The organism is Imperialibacter roseus (assembly GCF_032999765.1).
GTDB classification, from domain to species: Bacteria; Bacteroidota; Bacteroidia; order Cytophagales; family Cyclobacteriaceae; genus Imperialibacter; species Imperialibacter roseus.
In genome coordinates, this window is record NZ_CP136051.1 from 2986751 (window position 1) to 3005073 (window position 18323).

Here is an 18323-nt window from a genome sequence, read left to right on the forward strand (position 1 = left end):
TCGACATGAGTCCCTACGAAAAATTGTTACTGGAAAATAAAGCTTGGGCACGTGAACGTGTCCAAGCCGACCCCGACTATTTTAATCACCTTTCTGAAATACAAAATCCGGCATTTTTATGGATTGGCTGCGCCGACTCAAGGGTACCTGCCAATGAGATCACAAATACAGAGCCGGGTGAGATGTTTGTACACAGAAACATCGCTAACATGGTGGTGCATACGGATCTTAACATGCTGAGCGTTTTACAATATGCAGTGGAGCACCTCAAAGTCGACCACATTATTGTAACTGGCCACTATGGTTGCGGTGGCGTAAAGGCGGCGATGACCAACAAAAGTCTTGGCCTTATCAATAAATGGTTGAGAAATATCAAGGAAGTGTATAGAATTCACAAGCAGGAAATAGATCGTCTTCCCAACGAAGAGGCCAAAGCAGATCGATTGGTGGAGCTCAATGTAATAGAGCAGGTAAACAACTTAGCAAAAACATCGATTGTGCAGCATGCCTGGAAAAAAGAGCAACGCCCTATGCTACATGGTTGGGTATATGGGTTGAAGGATGGTATTTTGAACGAAGTATTTAAGATGGATCCAAATACTCAACTTGATCCCATCTATATGTTTGACTTTGATGACGTAAAGTAGGTGCGCAAAAAGGTATCACTTCTGAGGGCCGGCATGTTCATGCTGGCTTTTTTTCTACTAGCTATCTCCTTTCAGGGGTGCTCCAGCCATTCCTACAATATAAAAACTGTAAAGCCGAAAGTGCATCACCGCTATTACAATCCTAAAAAGGACAAGCACAAAAGCAGGGTAAAGAAGGTTAAAATGAAATCGACCTAGTGGCCATTAATTGGTGCGGTTGCTGGCGATAGGCTTACCGGGGATGTTTGTTTCGGTCTTCGCAACGGCTTTCTTTCCACTATCCTCAGTGGTTGAGATTTTAGCCACTTTCACAGTGTCGTTATTCTTCCACTGATAAAATGTAGTTCCTCTAAATTCTCTTATTGGCGATGTGTAATAGGCTTTCTTTACGCTCTTCTTAGGAGAAGGTGTTGCGTTTACAAACCCTATTAACATTAAGAAAGAAACAACTAAAAAGACTTTTTTCACTTCGTTTTTACATTTAATACTCTTCGAAGGTACGTATAAACCATGGCTATTGAAAGCCTTCTTGTCCTTATTACTACGACCAGGGCTATATTTTCGATCAACCGTATGATTGGAAAGACTAACAAAACGAAAAAACCTTACATGAATGACATTTTATTTCAGAAGTTACCCTTCTCCATAATCAGCATTTGATTCTGCATTTCTTTTTTTACTTTGGAACACAAAACCGTCAACTATATGAAAAGACTTACCAACCTGATCCTTATTGCTATTCTATTGTATGGCTGCTCTCCAAAAGCCAATGAGCCTCAGCGGGTCATTGACCGTGGCTTGACAGCAAAAAATGGGATGGTCGTTTCAGCACACCCATTGGCATCACAAGTGGGGGCTGACATACTCAAAAAAGGTGGCAATGCTGTGGATGCTGCCATTGCAGTACAGTTTGCGCTGGCTGTTGTTTATCCGGGAGCGGGGAATATTGGAGGCGGCGGTTTTATGGTGATCCGCCAAAACGACGGTTCGGTTGATGGCTTGGACTACAGAGAAGAAGCTCCTGCGGCTGCATCCAGAAATATGTACCTTGATGAGAATGGCGAAGTTATCGAAAACCTGAGTTGGCTGGGACATTTGGCATCTGGAGTGCCCGGTTCGGTGGATGGAATGGTGAAGGCACACGAAAAATATGGCAGCCTTGGCTGGGAAGAGTTGGTACAGCCTTCTATTGATCTGGCTGCCAATGGCTTTGCACTTACCGAAAAAGAAGCAGCGGGGCTGAATCGGGGAAAAGACAATTTCATCAAGTACAATACCGTTAGTCCCGGCTTTATTTTAAAGGACAATGAGTGGGTGGCAGGCGACACCATATTTTTGAAGGATCTTGCCAAAACACTTTCTCTTATTCGTGACAAAAAAGAGGCAGGCTTCTACGAGGGCGAAACCGCCGATCTCATCGTGGCCGAAATGCAACGGGGAAAGGGTATCATTACCCTCGAAGACCTGAAAAATTATGAAGCTGTATGGAGAACACCGGTTGTGGGATCTTACAAAGGCCATAAGATTATCTCGATGGCGCCTCCTTCCAGCGGAGGCATCGCCTTGCTGCAGCTGCTACAATCTGTAGAGCCCTACCCGATCAATGAATGGGGCTGGAACACGGCAAAAACTGTCCATTTGATCACTGAGGCAGAGAGGCGTGTGTACGCTGACCGTGCTAAATACCTGGGAGATCCCGACTATTTCGATGTGCCTATGGCCGGACTGATAGATCCTGCATACAACAAAAAAAGAATGTCTTCCTTCAATCCTGAAAAGGCTTCTCTGTCATCCGAGGTGACCGAGGGAAACCCTGTGGCGCTGCTTGAATCGGATCAAACAACTCACTTTTCAGTAGTTGACTCCAAAGGCAATGCTGTGTCGGTTACCACCACGCTCAATGGGGGCTTTGGAAGCAAAGTGTTTGTAGCAGGCGCTGGCTTTTTGCTCAATAATGAAATGGACGACTTCAGTGTGAAGCCTGGCTATGCCAATGCCTATGGTTTGGTGGGTGGTGAGGCTAATGCCATCGAGCCCGGTAAAAGAATGTTGAGTTCAATGACTCCTTCCATTGTTGAGAAAGATGGTAAACTGATAATGGTTGTTGGCACGCCGGGAGGCTCAACTATCATCACGTCGGTGTTTCAAACAATCCTCAATGTGGTTGACCACGGCATGGGCATGCAAGAAGCTGTAACGGCCCGAAGGTTTCACCACCAGTGGCTACCCGACTTGATACTGACCGAAACTGACGCCCTCAAACCTGAGGTTACTTCTGAATTAGATAGCATGGGCCATCACTTCAGAGAGGCTGGAAATATTGGTCGGATTGACGCTATCCTCGTGCTGCCTGACGGCATGCTGGAGGGCGGTGCGGATCCAAGAGGTGACGACACTGCTGTTGGCTATTAAGTACTTAAATACCAAAAAATGAATCGCCTGCTGTTGCTTTTCTTTTGTCTCACTTCCGTGTTGGCTAACGCCCGACAACGACCGGCAGAGCTAGGCGTGAAAATTGGTGTTCTGCCATCAGGAGAATTCAATGCTATCACAGACGTCAAAGGTGTAAAAGTCGGGCACTTCACATTTATTCAAGGAGACAACGTAAGAACAGGGGTGACTTCCATCCTACCCTACGACGGGAATATCTTTCAGTCGAAGGTTCCTGCCGCCATTTACCTGGGTAATGCTTTCGGCAAACTTGCAGGCTACACTCAAGTGAAAGAGCTTGGCAATATTGAAACGCCAATACTTCTGACGAATACCTTAGCAGTGGCTGATGCATCTAAGGCTCTGGTAAAATATACGATTGCACTGCCTGGCAATGAGAATGTTCGATCAGTGAACCCTGTTGTTGGAGAAACCAACGATAGCTACCTCAACGATATTCGCAGTTTCCCATTGCAGCCGGAGCATTTCGCAGCTGCCATTGACGCAGCGACGTCCGGGAAAGTTGAAGAAGGCAACGTTGGCGCTGGCACTGGCACAGTTTGCTTCGGTTACAAGGGGGGTATTGGCACCTCCAGCCGGAAACTCCCCGAAACCCTCGGTGGCTACACAGTGGGTGTGCTGGTACAAACAAACTTTGGCGGTAACCTTACGATTGATGGTGAAGCCATCGATGAAATACTGGAGCAATACCCCTACCGAAAGCAAATCCTTGGTTCTGTCGATGGATCGTGCATGATAGTGGTGGCTACAGATGCACCGTTAGATGCAAGGAATCTTGAAAGACTTGCCAAAAGGGCTATTCTGGGGCTCGGAAGAACAGGTGGTATCGCTTCCAATGGAAGTGGCGACTATGTGATAGCCTTTTCTACAGATGAAGGACTTAGGGTTCCTTATGATACGTCATCACCCACCCTTACGCAAAGCATTCTTTCAAATGATCATATGAGCCCGCTATTCATGGCTGTTATTGAAGCGACAGAAGAAGCCATTCTGAATTCACTGTGGGCAGCGACTACTATGACCGGCTTCGAGGGACGAACCGTGAAAGAACTTCCAGAAGAGGAAGTATTGAAGATTTTAAAGAAAGCAGGTAAGCTTAAAAAATAGCTTTCTGCGGCCAGGCCATGCCTGCCGCCAAAAAACTTCAATCAAAAATCCCTGCCCCAATTAACATAGCTGGTTATTCCCTGTCAAAATTTATATCCCAATGTCAGATAGAAAGTCCTGCCATTAGCTGGTAAGATGCCTGGGCCTGGATACATCTGAATTCTCCTGCTGAAATACCTGGCGTCAGCTACATTGTTCACACCGCCTGAAAAATGATATTTATCGAGAAAGCCCAGGTTAAAGGCCCAGTCGATGACTGTATAAGCGGGTATTACTCCCACGATGCCCGACTCGGAAAATTCGGTATTGTTGGCGTCGTTGAATTGCTCGCTTACATAGCTAACCTGCAAGGTGGAAGAAAAACTTTTGTGTGTGAATTCAAGCCCGGCTCGTTCTATCCAGTCGGGGACGTTTTCTACATGGTTACCGTTGAGGGAGACTTCCTGATTGCCGCTGGCTACAGTCACGTCCAGATACCTGGCATTGGTGTAGGCCAGTGAGTTAAACAGCCGCAAGTCGGTGTTCACATTGTTTTTCACACCTCCCAGCAACGAAAAATTAAGGTACATTTCCAAACCTTTGACTTCAGAATTCCCCACATTGGTGGTGAAAAGGTAGGAAGCATTGGCACTCCCCTGCATTGTCACTTTACCAATTCTGTCGCCATAAAAAAGGTAATACCCATTGATGTCGAAATTCAGTAGGTTGCCTATGCTTCCCCTGTAGCCAGCGTCAATATCATACCCACGACTGTCTTTCAAGTTGGGGTCAACTATGCCTAGCTGATCGGCTGGTGTAATGTAGGCGTACAGGTACGGTCGGTACGCCTGGGAGATATTTCCATAAAGTTGGGTCTCATTGGTTAACTGATATTGCAAACCAGTACCGAAAAGAGGAAAGTTACGTTTGCCTGTATAGGACACGGGAAAAGAGGCGTTGTTAATGACTCCTGACAGATCTGATTTGATCACTTCATACCTGAATCCTGGCGTTACCGAAAACCTTTTATTCAGGTAAAAGATATTTTCTGCAAAGGCAGCATAGTTGATGGTTGAGAATGTCAAGTCGGTACCATAAGGTGCAACAAGAGTGAAATTAAAGTCACTTCCTGTCGTTCCTGTACCTTTCTGTCTCCTCTTGGTCGTCCCATCGAAATACCTCACCCCTGCCGAAAGCACACTCTTCACTTGCCCGAGGCTGTATTCGTGAAGAAGTCTTGCTTCTGTCGTTACACTACCATAAAAGTCCCTGTCGATCTGCCGTGGATTGAAAGAGCCTATGTTGGTGTTGAACGTGTCTTTTACAGTAGCAGGGTTGATAAACTGTATACTGCTTCGTTCACCCCAAACACCGTTGGCAGTTAATTCAAGCGATGTAGAGGGAGAGAGCTGATAGTTGAAAGTAACAGCCGGAACGTTAATGATAGGACTAAAATAATTTCTAGACCTGTCGGATTGCCTTGAATTGTCCTTGAATTGTGCGTCCGTTAGTCCGCCTGCTATCTGCTGGCGGTAGTCCATTCCGGAAAATTGCAAAGCTACGCTACCCTTATTGGAAAACCGGTACTTGACATTGGCATACCAGGCATCGTAGTTAAAAGCAGAATTGGGGCGCCAGCCGTCGCCATGTCGGTTGTTGTAGTAGGCATAGTAACTTACTTTCCCTTTCGTTCCGCCCACGGCATTATACGAATTGAAAAGATTGTTAGCGCCAAGTGTCTGCTCGCTTTCCAGCGAAAACACTTTGGTGGAGTCTCCTTCCTTCATCACATAGTTCATCATCCCACCGTACTGACTGCCGAACTGAAGGGCTGCTGAGCCACGCACAAGCTGCACCTGTTTTACCCCTTGCATAGGCACCTGATAGTGGTTTTCAGGATAGCCAAATATGTCGGAATTAGTGTTGTAGCCATTCTGCCGCATATTCATTTCGATGGAACGATGGGCATCGGTTCCTCTGGTTCCTATATTCATTTGGGTGCCGGCACCATCCATATCCCAAAGATTGACGCCCGGCATTTTTGCGAAGACCATCCTGCCAACGTTTTGAACGAGATTGGCTCCACCGTTATCCAAATCCACTGTTTCCGTCTTTTTACCTGCAAATATGTTAGCGCCAACTATATCAGGTAACGCCTGCTTCTTATCGTGAAAGCCCTTAACAGTTACGGCGTCAAGAATTTTTGTTGAAATACTGTCTGGTTCGTTTATTTCCTGCGCTTCGACTGAACTCCAAAGGCAGCCCAAAGCGAATAGAAACAGAAGTCTAATGTTTTTCATGTAAAATTGAATTTCAGCGTTGCAACTGATGACAGTCACCAACTCTGGTTTTAAAAGATTTAAAAAAAATAGTTGCAAAATACTTTCGAAGGCGACAAGTACCCACTGTCTGCTTTAATGACAGACAGTGGGGAAATATCCGGCTTGCCGTATCCAGCACCCATCTTTATTTAATTAATTCGGTAAGTCAATTAGCTCCGTCATTTTTAGCTTTCTCAATGCTATACTGAGCCACTTTTCTGCCCTGATCGGTGCCAACTACCGCATCAAACCTGTAATGAATGCCACCGTACACCCTTGAAATGGCCGCTTCTTCGGCCCAGAAGTTACAGAGCTCGGCTTCCTGCGGAAATATATAACCCAACACCGCCGCACCTGCAGCAGAAAACACGCTATGTCCTGAGGTATAGCTGGGAAAATTCGGCGTTCCCGCTATGGTCTTGTAGCCGGGAATCGTTTGAATCGGTCTTGGATAATGGTAGTAATACTTAGCATCCCAGCAACTGATGCCGGCGTCCATGATGGCCATGTTCATATAGGCAAAAGTTCTTGCAGAGCGAATAGGGTTTTGCTTGTACTTGATGATAAAGTCTTTGGCAAAACGATTCCAATGGCCTGGTGGTGTGTACGTGCCCAAGCCATCTTGCCAGAAATTGGCAATAGCCCGCCACTCGTCGGTCATGTTGTCGGCATAGTGTTTGAGTTCTTTCACATTTTCCTCAAACTCGGCAGAGCCTGGAGCAGGTGGAGCAATTGGCCGGACTTCCTGTACGGTAGGCACATTCCACATTTTCACTTTGCCAAACAAAGGAGTGAGCCCTACTGGTCTGGTGGGTAATTCCAGGTTGTCCCACTGCCAGCCAAATCTTGCGAATGCTGCAGCTTTGATAGAATCAGATACTGCCTTTGGTGCCTGGGCCTTTTTCATGCCATCACCAGCAGCTCTGGCAAGCGCCACTTTGGCCACCTCCTCACCAATGTGCTTACCAGCCTCAACATCACTTTCCACATTGATACCTGCCCAAATCAAGCTTTGTAAGTGTTCGTCCGCTTTGGCAGCCAGGTAGTCCTTTTCTAACGGAAACATAGCGGTCAATACGTCCCTGGAACTTGTAGCAATCACAGCACCGTCAGAAGGGTATGACGGAAGGGTACTCTTTTCGTAAGCCGGCGTGATAGCGTTGTCTATATTGTATGGAGCCTGTCTGTTAAACGTGTATTTGTAGTGCCATGTCGTTATTAATCCGTCGAATTGGGCCACGCTCAAATAGGCAAAAGCCCTGCAAGCATAAGGAGGATGAGCAAATGGAAATGCCGGTGGCCCCTCGGGACTCGCCGGATTAGGCAAGGTGTAGGTGTCGTCCTCGTTTGGCCCGGGAATCAGGTTGTACTTGGCCACCAACTCCAGCGCAATCTCGTTCCATCTGATCACGGAGTTGTTGGTCCAGTACTCCACTTTTTTAAGCTGATCAGTCGTGAGGTTGGCAGAGGCCGACTTAAGGTCTGCTAGCTCGGCCATGTACTCGGCAGATGTAACATCGGACGGTGCGTCGATTACGACCTGATCTACTGAGGTTAGCAGAACGGGTGTCCACGATCCGGCATCCTCGTCGAGGCTTGAATAGGCGTAGTCACTAAAGTTTGCCATGGTGGGCAACTCATCGTCGCATGCAGTAATCACCAGTACCATGCAAAGGCTGGCAACTGCTATAGTTATATTCTTATTCATTGATGTCTTTTTTAAAATCTAGATTTTGAATTGGTAGGTCAAACCAATGCCCAAATTGTTGGACTTGGCGGTATTTCTTCCGCTTATCCGCTGGCTATAATATACCAGCGCACCGAGTCCTTTCGCCGCTTTAGGGTAATACTGGGCAGTCAATCCAACCTGACCAAATTCAACCTTGTTTGTTGGTTGCGCAGCATTATACTTTCTGATATCGTCACCCGAAGTTGACACCAGTCCCTGGTAATTAGCTTCCACTTTGAGGGAGTAATCCAACAACCAGCTACCCACTACGGCCTGGTAGTTCCATGCGTCCGGCACGTCCATCCAAGCCGTGTAATAGCTGCCATCATTGTAGTAATAGTCTCTTTCAGCCTCTGTCTGCCCTCTCCAAAGGTGCGCACCAGTAATTCTGGCATACATTCCCTTATCTAATTGATAATGCACAATGCCTCTTACACCAAACTCCGGCGCACCGAAACCTAGTGAATAAGGCATGTAGTCGGACAGGTAGTTGCTCATTGGAGTAGAAAAACTGACGGTCGTCAGCAAGGCTAGTTTTCCTGCCCCCAATTGTTTGTTCATCAGCTCTCCCTTGAGTGAAATCCCGATGTCCTGGAATCCTTTGGCTCCGGCAAACTTGCCTCCGTTCGGCTCGCTCGACTTGGTTTTCACATAGGGCGTTGCCACTATGAGGTTCAACTTGTCATGCAATCCTATGGCGATCATGGGCAAAACGGTATTTCTCGTCACTGTTTCGATCGTTTGATTCACCCTCAAGAGGTCGCCTTCCCAATAGTGATCAAAAGAGCTCATGTCGTAAATCAACGCTACACATGACTCTCGTTGTTTCATCATGATGGCATCTGTAGGCGTTTGTGCTTTTACCTGGATGAGGGTGAACACAAAGGCAGAAATGCCAAAAAGTATATATTTATTGCTTTTCATTAATTGCTAGGTTAAAATGTAAGGGTAAAGGAATTTCAGGCACGCTTGTCCTTTCAAAAGTCGATCGACAACTCACCGGTAAAGGCACAAAATTACCGGCCACCCCGCAAAGGCAGTATTTACCCCAGCGTTTCCACTGGTCAAACTTGACGCCTTGGGCGGCTACTTTGTGAAGTTAAGCGGCTGGAAAAAACTAGTTTTGAGATCCGGTAAAGTCGTTTACATCAACAGTGTGTCTGGCCATTCCAAAACGATAGGTGAAACCGAAGTTTATCAGATAGTCAGCAAATGCAGCATCGCCGTTGACCAACTCCCCTGTTTCTTTGGTTCTTTGCTTGTCGGAAAAATTCTGCACCCTGGCACGGTCGACCGCTATCGGCACAGTCAGGCTAAATGCCATGTTTCCAATGCCATAGTTCACACCTGGCTCAAGCGACACAATATAGCCTGGTCTCCTGAATCCCTCATCTCCTCCGATGAGGTCGCTTGATGGCACACCCTCCAGTCTTGCTCCGCCATACAAGCCAAGCCCCTGCACAGGAGTGACGTACAACGCACCCAGCCGGGCTGCGTACTGATCGGATACAGATAATTCAGAGGCAGACCCCCGGAAATTAGTAGTCGAATATTTCTCCCTGGGATTCACCATGTAGTACAACAGGGCGCTCACCACCAGCTTCTCTGAAATGTTGTGGTAAGCCTGTGATTCGAATGTAATGCCGACACCACCATCGCCTGGCTGTATCGACTGATCGAGGCCAGACGTGATCACCTGGTCACGGTTAGGTCCCTGGTTGTAGAATTTGCCCTTTGCCCGGTAATTCCCAGAAGGAAGCTTCATGCCTAAGCCAAGCGAAATATTGGATCCTGCATGTGTGGCAGGGTCGAGCAGCCAGTAGCTAGCACCAAACCTTATGTCTGCCAGCCCGCTTGAATAAGTCGAATGCCTGTCGCCGAGGCCGTTGGGTGGGTTGCCGCCATGCTCGTACATCGACGACCTGGCGTGATTAACGAAAGGAAGAACAAAATTTACTGAAAGGCGATCTGAAATGCCGTAGGCTATCAGAAAGTCGAAGAAATAAGAATCGTTTATTACCTCAGTGCCGTTTTCAACTCGCTCAGTTTCTTCATGCTTTCCACGAAAATGCTTGTAAGAATGGAAATACCTGAAATTGGTTGCTGCGTTCCACTGTCCTTTGCCGAGCACCGCACCGCCTCCAACGTTGACACCAGCCCCTGACCTAACAGCAATACAACCTTGTGAAAAAGCCTCGTTAGCAGCCGCCAACAGGCATATCAAAACTATATATATAGTAAAAGTAGATTTCATTTTGAGATGATTTTAGTAAAAGAAAAAGTATTGGGTAGACCAATTCTGAAAAGCCCTACTTATCATTTCTCACCGTCTTCGACAGCACAAAGCTTTGCCAAAAAACCTGCCAGCGACTTACTGAAGCACCAAACAACTATAAACAACCTCGTTTGTAGGAAACCAGCTAAAGTTTCGCAGCAAAAGACTGATGTGTCAGCGATGAAGAAATAACGAGAAGACCACTCAGAATCGGTCTGATTCTGTCTTAGACTAAAATACCTCTGGGTGGAGGGTTTTGGATCGAAAGGTAAAAAATGTAATCGGAGACAACGTAGTCGGCATTCTCTACGGAATAAAAACCACCGTAGGAAGCCCTTTCCATTGCCACATTCGAAATCATGTAATCTTTAGAAAGCGATTTTGAAAAATCAACCTGTTTAGCCGTGGAAGCATCCGGCGCTGTGAAGGTACTCACATAGTCCTCAATGGCTTCATGTAGCTTTTGTTGGTTGTAATCAGGAAGGCAAACGATGTACAGTGTATCCGCTGCATATTTTTGTTTGACCAATCGATAGAACTTTCCTTCTACCTCGATAAGCCCGTCAACTCTTTCATAGTTGGCCTGGTCAGGCATGTAGGCAAGAGACACCGCTACCTTGAACTCAACTAACTCTTCTTCATTGAAATTGTCTGAATCCAGGTCACTAACCACCTGTTGTTCAAGGTTATATTTCAAACCCATGAACACACCGTAAAAACCGATGATGTTCAAAAGGAACAGAAAAAGAAGCGATATGGCGGTGATCCGACGCAATGAAGTAGGTATACTTTTCCGAAATGTATGCATTTAGGTGAACTATCCCAAGCCCACCCTAAAGGAATAATTTACTATATTTCGCAAGCATATCTGCAACCAACCGTAAGTTCATAAGTACTTTAAGCATTACGCCATAAGCCTGTTAGTTCAGACTATATGGAATACGTGCATAGTTTTTTCTCGAAAACTCAAAACTTTCCTACATCTATGAGCTTACCATTCGATCACCTTGTGATTAAAGTCGATGACTTAGAAAAAGCCACGCAAACATTCACTGCAAGCGGGTTCGTAGTGACAAAAGGAGGCGTTCATAAGGGCGGGTTCTCTGAAAACGCATTGGTAATGTTTAAAGACGGAAGCTTTCTGGAGCTATTGTCGATCAGAAAAGGTGTCAAGCCATTTCTTTTGAAACTTTATTCTAAAACCCGGGCTTTCAGGTCTCTCAAGTACTCGAAGAAATGGGGGCTTTTTCACAGGTTTTACGACAGGGCTCTTTCGCTGCCTGAAGGAGTGACAGATTTCTGCGTTTTGTCAGCTGATATAAAAGCAGATCTGACGAGGATAAACGATGGGGGCCTTTTCGTCACCAAACCAATGGCAGCGGCGAGAAAGAAGCCGGATGGGAAAAAGATTAACTGGCAAATGGCTTCAACCCTCCTGACTGAGCTTCCATTTATTCGGGGCCCCTATTCCGCTCCCTCATCTCCTTCCGACGAAGCAACGGCGCACAAAAATGGCATTACCGGCATTAAATCAATTACTCTCCTGGCACTTGATTTTAAGGAAATGATGCGCAACCTGACCACTCTGCTGAATCAGGAGCCCCGGCAGAATCCGGCTGACGAAGACAAAGAGGCCAGATATATCATCGGCTCAACTACCCTTATTTTAAAGAAATCGTCTGAAAATGATTTGCTCATCAAAAAATTGAGAAGCAAAGGACTGGGCGTGTTCGGGATCGAATGGGAATTTGGTACCAATGGTTCGCAAGTAGAATCCGATTTTTCTAACTTACATGGATTAGTAGTGCTATAGTACGGCTGACCCCTTTGATTATATCAAGTTGAGGGTTGGGCGTCGATGCCAATCAAACCAACCTTAGATGAAAAAATTAACTTATCTTTTGCCCCTGCTCGGGGCAATCATTTCTTGCTCCACGCCTGATTACGACGTAATTATCCGCAACGGACTCATCTACGATGGCTCGGGCAGTGCTCCTATTAGTGCCGACCTGGGTATTAAAGGCGATACGATTGCGACCATAGGTAACCTGAAGGAAAAATCAGGAGCGACAGAAATTGATGCCAAAGGCAAGGCAGTGAGCCCTGGCTTCATCAACATGCTAAGCTGGGCTACAGAAAGCATCATTACCGATCCTCGGTCTATGAGCGACATCAGACAGGGAGTTACACTGGAAGTGTTTGGCGAGGGGGTATCGATGGGCCCGCTGAGTGATAAAATGAAGGCCGACTGGGTCAAGAATGCAGAAGAAGAAACTGATATCACCCCAGAATGGACCACACTCGGAGAATACCTGGAGTACCTGGAAACCAAAGGCGTCACACCCAACGTAGCCTCCTTCATCGGCGCTACTACCCTACGCATTCACACTGTTGACTATGATAACCGTCCGCCCACTGAAGAAGAACTAGACAGCATGCGGTTACTGGTAAAACAGGGGATGGAAGAAGGCGCTTTGGGCATTGGTTCATCTCTGATATATGCCCCTGCCTTTTACGCCAGCACTGAGGAGTTAATAGAACTGTGCAAGGTGGCTGCTCCCTATGGTGGCCGGTACATCACCCACATGCGCAGCGAAGGCAATCAGCTACTGGAAGCGGTAGACGAAACGATCAGGATTGCTAAGGAATCTGGAATCCCGGCAGAAATCTATCATCTGAAAGTAGCAGGCACCGACAACTGGTGGAAAATAGACACGTTGCTTACTATGATCGAAGGAGCGAGAGCAGAGGGAATTAAACTCACCACTGACATGTATACCTACACCGCTGGCGCCACCGGGCTCGATGCTTCCATGCCACCCTGGGTGCAGGAAGGTGGCCCGGAAAAATGGAGAGAGCGCTTGCAGGATCCCGATATTAGAAAGAAAGTGATCGAAGAGATGCGAACTGCCACCAATGAATGGGAAAACCTGCTGCTGTCCGCCGGTTCGCCAGAACGGGTTGTGCTGCTTGGCTTCAAGAACGATTCGCTGAAAACAATCTACACCGGAAAAACTTTGGCGGAAGCCGCAGCTATTCATGGTAAGTCTGCAGAAGAAACCGCTATTGATTTGGTGATAGCCGATGAGACCCGGGTGGGTACGGCCTACTTCATGATGTCAGAAGAAAACGTCAAGCGCCAGATACAACTGCCCTACATGAGTTTTGGGTCTGATGCTGAGTCGGTGATGCCGGAGGGCAAAGTGCTAGAGTCGAGCACCCATCCACGCACCTATGGCAATTTTGCCAGGCTGTTGGGCAAGTATGTGAGAGACGAGAAAGTGATTTCTCTGGAAGAGGCCATTAGAAAACTATCTTCGATGCCAGCTGAAAACATGGGGATAAGAAAAAGGGGGCGGCTTCTGCCTGGCTACTACGCCGATGTGGTGATCTTTGACCCAGCGACAATTCAGGATCACGCTACGTTTGAAAACCCTCATCAGCTTTCCACAGGCGTGACCGACGTTTGGGTAAATGGCGTGCAGGTCCTTAGCAACAGCGAGCATACGGGAAGCTTTCCCGGAAGAGTAGTAAGAGGCCCGGGATGGGTAGGTTACAAGGACTGATCTGGAGCGTGGACGATATTCGACTGTGAAGGAATGGCGAAAAAAGATATAATCAAGTGGCAATTTTACATGCTACAGTTATTCTCCTATCTTAATGAAACTATACTAACCTGACCATGAAAACTGTAGTTGTTACGGGTGCCACTGCCGGAATTGGCTTTGAAACTGCCAAACAATTGGCTCAAAAGGGATACAGGGTTATTCACCTTGCCCGGAATAAAGATAAAGCCAGAAAAGCCGACAGCCTTATCAAAGCTGCCGCTGGGCACGAGAATGTGCACCATATTGTGGCTGATCTGGCCGACCTCCGTTCGATTCAGGAAGCTGCTGGCAAAATCAAAGAAATCTCCCGCAGGATTGATGCGCTTATCAACAACGCAGGTGGTATTATCGATGTGGACGACCGTAGCAAAGATGGTATTGAAATGAACTTTGCCATCAACCACCTCGGACATTTTTACCTTACCAACCTTTTGATTAACGAGCTTGTAGCTTCCAAGGCAAGAGTCATCAATGTGAGTTCAGAAGCCCACAAAATCGGCTACTTGAATATTGAGCGGATAAAGGAAAATAAAGGCCTGACTTCTGGCTTCAAGGGATATGGTGACGCAAAACTATGTAATCTGTTGTTCACCAAATCACTCCATGAACAATACAGTGACCGTGGCCTCACGGCTTTCTCGGTTCACCCTGGCGTTGTGAAAACCAATTTTGGCCACAATATGAAAGGTTTTGTGAGCGGCGTTGTCAAGTTTGCACAGCTGTTTATGATCACAGCTGCCAAAGGGGCCGCCACTTCGGTTTACCTGGCGACAAAAGAAGGGATCGAAAAAAACAGTGGTGGCTATTTCAAATCGAGGCACTTAACTACCCCCTCCACCCAGGCCACAAGCGATAAAAACGCCGAAGACCTCTGGAAATTAAGTGAACAGATAATAAAGGAAGCCCTGGAAAATTAGTTACCCTTCAACACGGTGAACTCAACTCTCCTGTTGAGCTTTCGAGTTTCCTCCGACGCATTAGATGCGATCGGTTTGGTTGGCCCAAAGCCTTTGCCAGTTAACCGGCTCTTGTCTATTCCTTTGCTGACCAAATAGTCGATAACAGTCTGCACCCTGCTTTCCGACAATTCGATATTGGGTTTGATAGGCCCCTGGTTGTCCGTGTGACCTGAAATGAGTATCTCTACTTCCGGGTTGTCTTCCATCATTTTCCGTACCCTTTCAAGGTCTGCTTCTGAGCCCTTGATCATATTGGCGGTGCTTTGCTCGAAAAGCACATGTGAAAGCGTTACCGTATTGCCAACTGACAACGGCTGTAGCAACACCGTCTCGTTAATTTCGTCTCCATCAAAAGTTTCAACGACCAACTGCTCGTCCAGATATCCCTTGGCTGAAACAGTAAGGGCATAGGAATGACCATCTTCAAGAGCAAAACTAAAGGTTCCGTCATTGCCTGACTGGTGATTGGTACTGTAATCCGAGGTTTGACCAGACACTGATATGTTTGCAGACAACGCCCCAAGTGTTTTGGCATCTCTCACAATTCCGGAAACCTGAGTCGTGGCCACTGTTGGAGCTGTTGCTGTCGGCACCACTTCAGGGTCGATAGACGGTTTAACAACGGCGCCAATGAGTGGGGTTTGTGGAATAGTATCCAGCCTTTGGGCTACTATGTCCGACTTAATTTTCACCCTTTTGATATCGCTATAGCCCTCGGAGTTCTGCGTGCTGGTGAGGTAAGCGAAATCGGCACCAGGCTGGAACGAAAACGATAGCTCGGTACCGACAGTATTGACTTTGTTCCCGAGGCTTACGGGCTCCGACCAGTTTCTCCAGGAATCGTCAAGCCTTTCTGAATAGAACAGGTCTCTCCCCCCCTGCCCCGCAATCCCATTGGAAGCAAAAATCAGTGTTTTATAGTCTTCGGCCAGGAACGGTGTATTTTCCTGAAAGGCCGTATTGATCATAAAGCCAAGGTTCCGAGGCGAAGAGTAGCTGCCATCTGATTCTCTAAAGCATACATAAAGGTCTTCCGTGCCATAACCACCAGGGGCTTCTATCGAAAGCAGCAAGACTGTTCCGTCCGCTGTCACCCAGCTACTTTGATGACTGCTCTTGTTATTGAAGTATTTGACGTTCAACCTTTCCGGTGCTGTCCAGTTATCGCCGTTTCTGCGGCTGGTAGCTACTGCTTTTCTGAGTATCCCGTCCTTGTCTTTGTAGTCAGTGGAAAGATACATCAGGTTGCCAGCATCGGCAAAACCTATGATAGCATTGAGTCCATCGCTGTTCAATGGTGTGCCTAAATTTTGCGCCGGAAGCCAGTCTCCGGAAGCCGACTGTTCGCTTATCCAGATATCGCCTTTGTCTCCCTTGCCTCCCACATTGGCAGCATGCTGCACCCTGGTAAAGAACATCATAGTGCCAGAAGGATGCAGAATGGGATTTTCTTCAAACGAAGGAGAGTTAATACTATTTCCCACAGTCTCCTGACCATCGTAAATAGTCAGGTTTTGGGCGTTGAGTAACACTGAACAAAACAGAAGAGCAGGTGTTAGAAAAAGGGCTAAATACTTCATTAAACAGGATTTTCGGCAAAGTTAATAGAATAACGAACAATCATGCCCGGATAACGCAATCGGTACGGCGAAAATTGGGTGAACGGTCGGATGGAGATACCTTTGAAGCACGTTTTAGTCCCTGGCATCAAAACTAGTATCCTCGGTCCCTATCAATTTTATTCTTCAATGGCAGCCCTGCTAACATGGCTTTATAATTGGCCACAATCTGAGGAGCTGCAGCATCAGGGTTGGTGATGCTGGCAATATGTGGGGTGATAAACACCTTAGGATGATCCCAAACTGGGTGATTCTTTTGAAGTGGTTCATTTTCAAACACGTCGAGAAAGGCCCCGGAGAGTGTTCCGTTGTCAATGGCATCTATGATGTCGTTGGTTACCTGATGTTGCCCACGAGCGGCATTGATCAGAAAAGTGCCCTTGTTCATTTTCGTAAATAGCTTACTGTTCAACATACCTTTGGTGTCCGGAGTAGCTGGCAGCAAGCACACCAACACGTTTATTTCCCTTAGAAAGGCATCCAGCTCCTTGTTGCCTGCAAAACATTTAATTCCTTTCACATTTTTACGACTATTCGAATATCCAACTACTTCGAATCCGAGAGCTTTTAGCTTTTTGCCGGCTTCTTGCCCAAGTACGCCAAACCCCATGATACCGATCTTTACAGCTACTTCAGATGGTGACGACGGATCCCAAACATGTGCACTCTTGTCGGCGAGGTATTTGTCAAACCGCCGATGATGATACATCACAGCCGAAACAACATAGTTGCTCATCGAGAAGCTTAGGCCATCATCAACGATGCGAACTATGGGCACGCCGTCAGGCAGCTCCGGGTCTTTGAGCACATGGTCGACCCCTGCCCCCATGGAGCAAATAAGTTTGAGGTTAGGAAAAGCTGTCAGCGACCCGGCAGGATGGCCCCACACTACTGCACAAGTTATTTCTGATTGATCACCAGTCTCCGGCCAAATGCTAACATCAAGGTTTTCGTCGACCTTATTGAATGCTGTAATCCACCGACTTAAATCCTTGTTTAGTGCAATAATTACTATCGACATAGGCTATTTCCTGCTTACAAATGGGTTGTCCTTTATATAAAACCGCCACGGCTTCAGTGCGTCTTCACCTGCGTAATCCACTCCTATTCTGGTCGTGGCCACTATTTCTTTCTCAGCCACGGCGATTCCTCTTTCTTCCAGCCAGATGGAAGGCCCTGAAAGCGACTCCCCTGTGTTGGCTACTTTTATGCCAAGGGCCTCGCCCACCGTTCCGGGTCCAGCCGATATCCTTTTGAGGGAGCTCTTTCTTCGTCGCTCCATCATGGTGTGCCCACCTTCCAGCGGCTCCAGTGCCCTGATCAGCACTGCGTCGGCATTACCCTCTACATTAGTTACCACATTAACCATGTGGTGGATGCCATAGCACAGGTAAACATAGACCACACCACCTTCCTGGAACATCACTTCAGTGCGGCTCGTCTTTCCAAACCGGCATGCATGGCACGCCATATCGCCCTCACCACTATACGCTTCCGTTTCAACGATCACCCCGGCAGTCAATTCTCCGTCAAAAAAAGTGCACAAGACCTTCCCCAGCAAATTCTTCGCTACAGACACCACATCACTTACCACATAAAAATCTTTTGATAGCGGTTTCGCTGCCATT

General features: G+C 47.1%; 15 protein-coding genes. 6 read left to right on the plus strand and 9 right to left on the minus strand.

What is annotated here, in order from left to right; genetic code table 11:
- Positions 1 to 5: 5 nt before the first annotated feature.
- Positions 6 to 647 (plus strand): carbonate dehydratase, encoded by a 642-nt coding sequence (gene can / locus RT717_RS12370; RefSeq protein ID WP_317492053.1) that lies wholly within the window; start codon positions 6 to 8, stop codon positions 645 to 647.
- A gap of 204 nt (positions 648 to 851) precedes the next feature.
- On the opposite strand, the gene RT717_RS12375 is transcribed toward can, so the two are convergent.
- On the minus strand, positions 852 to 1115 hold the full coding sequence (locus tag RT717_RS12375) for a hypothetical protein (RefSeq protein WP_317492054.1): 264 nt from the start codon (positions 1113 to 1115) through the stop codon (positions 852 to 854).
- A 237-nt stretch (positions 1116 to 1352) separates the two neighbouring features.
- Here RT717_RS12375 and ggt point away from each other — a divergent pair, with 237 nt between their 5' ends.
- Both ggt and RT717_RS12385 read left to right on the plus strand, forming a co-directional pair.
- Positions 1353 to 3059: a gamma-glutamyltransferase gene (gene ggt, locus RT717_RS12380; RefSeq protein WP_394854130.1), complete on the plus strand. Its 1707-nt coding sequence runs from the start codon at positions 1353 to 1355 to the stop codon at positions 3057 to 3059.
- Between the two features lie 18 nt (positions 3060 to 3077).
- Positions 3078 to 4205, plus strand: a complete 1128-nt coding sequence (locus RT717_RS12385) for a DmpA family aminopeptidase (RefSeq protein WP_317492055.1) — start codon at positions 3078 to 3080, stop codon at positions 4203 to 4205.
- Between the two features lie 83 nt (positions 4206 to 4288).
- Here RT717_RS12385 and RT717_RS12390 read toward each other — a convergent pair whose 3' ends face one another.
- The 5 genes from RT717_RS12390 to RT717_RS12410 form a co-directional block, all read right to left on the minus strand.
- Positions 4289 to 6484, minus strand: coding sequence for a TonB-dependent receptor family protein (locus RT717_RS12390; RefSeq protein WP_317492056.1), 2196 nt, complete (start codon positions 6482 to 6484; stop codon positions 4289 to 4291).
- A gap of 187 nt (positions 6485 to 6671) precedes the next feature.
- Entirely contained in the window at positions 6672 to 8213 is a 1542-nt protein-coding gene (locus RT717_RS12395; RefSeq protein WP_317492057.1) for a phosphatase PAP2 family protein, read from the minus strand.
- Between the two features lie 18 nt (positions 8214 to 8231).
- A complete protein-coding gene (locus RT717_RS12400) occupies positions 8232 to 9158 on the minus strand; it encodes a transporter (protein ID WP_317492058.1) in 927 nt (308 codons plus the stop codon).
- A 193-nt stretch (positions 9159 to 9351) separates the two neighbouring features.
- Positions 9352 to 10488 (minus strand): transporter family protein, encoded by a 1137-nt coding sequence (locus RT717_RS12405; RefSeq protein ID WP_317492059.1) that lies wholly within the window; start codon positions 10486 to 10488, stop codon positions 9352 to 9354.
- 247 nt (positions 10489 to 10735) lie between these two features.
- Positions 10736 to 11284, minus strand: coding sequence for a hypothetical protein (locus tag RT717_RS12410; protein WP_317492060.1), 549 nt, complete (start codon positions 11282 to 11284; stop codon positions 10736 to 10738).
- A 210-nt stretch (positions 11285 to 11494) separates the two neighbouring features.
- Between RT717_RS12410 and RT717_RS12415 the strand changes: the two genes are divergently transcribed.
- From RT717_RS12415 to RT717_RS12425, 3 genes are all read left to right on the plus strand, one after another.
- A complete protein-coding gene (locus RT717_RS12415; RefSeq protein WP_317492061.1) occupies positions 11495 to 12322 on the plus strand; it encodes a VOC family protein in 828 nt (275 codons plus the stop codon).
- Positions 12323 to 12389: 67 nt separating this feature from the next.
- On the plus strand, positions 12390 to 14075 hold the full coding sequence (locus RT717_RS12420; RefSeq protein ID WP_317492062.1) for an N-acyl-D-amino-acid deacylase family protein: 1686 nt from the start codon (positions 12390 to 12392) through the stop codon (positions 14073 to 14075).
- A gap of 116 nt (positions 14076 to 14191) precedes the next feature.
- Positions 14192 to 15034 carry an SDR family oxidoreductase gene (locus RT717_RS12425; protein WP_317492063.1) on the plus strand — a complete coding sequence of 281 codons (843 nt, stop codon included), beginning with the start codon at positions 14192 to 14194 and terminating at the stop codon, positions 15032 to 15034.
- On the opposite strand, the gene RT717_RS12430 is transcribed toward RT717_RS12425, so the two are convergent.
- From RT717_RS12430 to RT717_RS12440, 3 genes are all read right to left on the minus strand, one after another.
- Complete coding sequence (locus tag RT717_RS12430; RefSeq protein ID WP_317492064.1) at positions 15031 to 16656, minus strand: OmpA family protein; 1626 nt, start codon at positions 16654 to 16656, stop codon at positions 15031 to 15033. The genes RT717_RS12425 and RT717_RS12430 overlap by 4 nt on opposite strands.
- A gap of 133 nt (positions 16657 to 16789) precedes the next feature.
- Positions 16790 to 17716: a 2-hydroxyacid dehydrogenase gene (locus RT717_RS12435; protein WP_317492065.1), complete on the minus strand. Its 927-nt coding sequence runs from the start codon at positions 17714 to 17716 to the stop codon at positions 16790 to 16792.
- A gap of 3 nt (positions 17717 to 17719) precedes the next feature.
- Positions 17720 to 18322 (minus strand): DNA-3-methyladenine glycosylase, encoded by a 603-nt coding sequence (locus RT717_RS12440; RefSeq protein ID WP_317492066.1) that lies wholly within the window; start codon positions 18320 to 18322, stop codon positions 17720 to 17722.
- Position 18323: the final 1 nt, after the last annotated feature.

Coding starts and splice junctions, on each gene's coding strand:
- can (WP_317492053.1), top strand. CDS start 6: ATGAGTCCCTACGAAAAATTGTTACTGGAAAATAAAGCTTGGGCACGT.
- ggt (WP_394854130.1), top strand. CDS start 1,353: ATGAAAAGACTTACCAACCTGATCCTTATTGCTATTCTATTGTATGGC.
- RT717_RS12385 (WP_317492055.1), top strand. CDS start 3,078: ATGAATCGCCTGCTGTTGCTTTTCTTTTGTCTCACTTCCGTGTTGGCT.
- RT717_RS12390 (WP_317492056.1), bottom strand. CDS start 6,484: ATGAAAAACATTAGACTTCTGTTTCTATTCGCTTTGGGCTGCCTTTGG.
- RT717_RS12395 (WP_317492057.1), bottom strand. CDS start 8,213: ATGAATAAGAATATAACTATAGCAGTTGCCAGCCTTTGCATGGTACTG.
- RT717_RS12400 (WP_317492058.1), bottom strand. CDS start 9,158: ATGAAAAGCAATAAATATATACTTTTTGGCATTTCTGCCTTTGTGTTC.
- RT717_RS12405 (WP_317492059.1), bottom strand. CDS start 10,488: ATGAAATCTACTTTTACTATATATATAGTTTTGATATGCCTGTTGGCG.
- RT717_RS12415 (WP_317492061.1), top strand. CDS start 11,495: ATGAGCTTACCATTCGATCACCTTGTGATTAAAGTCGATGACTTAGAA.
- RT717_RS12420 (WP_317492062.1), top strand. CDS start 12,390: ATGAAAAAATTAACTTATCTTTTGCCCCTGCTCGGGGCAATCATTTCT.
- RT717_RS12425 (WP_317492063.1), top strand. CDS start 14,192: ATGAAAACTGTAGTTGTTACGGGTGCCACTGCCGGAATTGGCTTTGAA.
- RT717_RS12430 (WP_317492064.1), bottom strand. CDS start 16,656: ATGAAGTATTTAGCCCTTTTTCTAACACCTGCTCTTCTGTTTTGTTCA.
- RT717_RS12435 (WP_317492065.1), bottom strand. CDS start 17,716: ATGTCGATAGTAATTATTGCACTAAACAAGGATTTAAGTCGGTGGATT.
- RT717_RS12440 (WP_317492066.1), bottom strand. CDS start 18,322: ATGGCAGCGAAACCGCTATCAAAAGATTTTTATGTGGTAAGTGATGTG.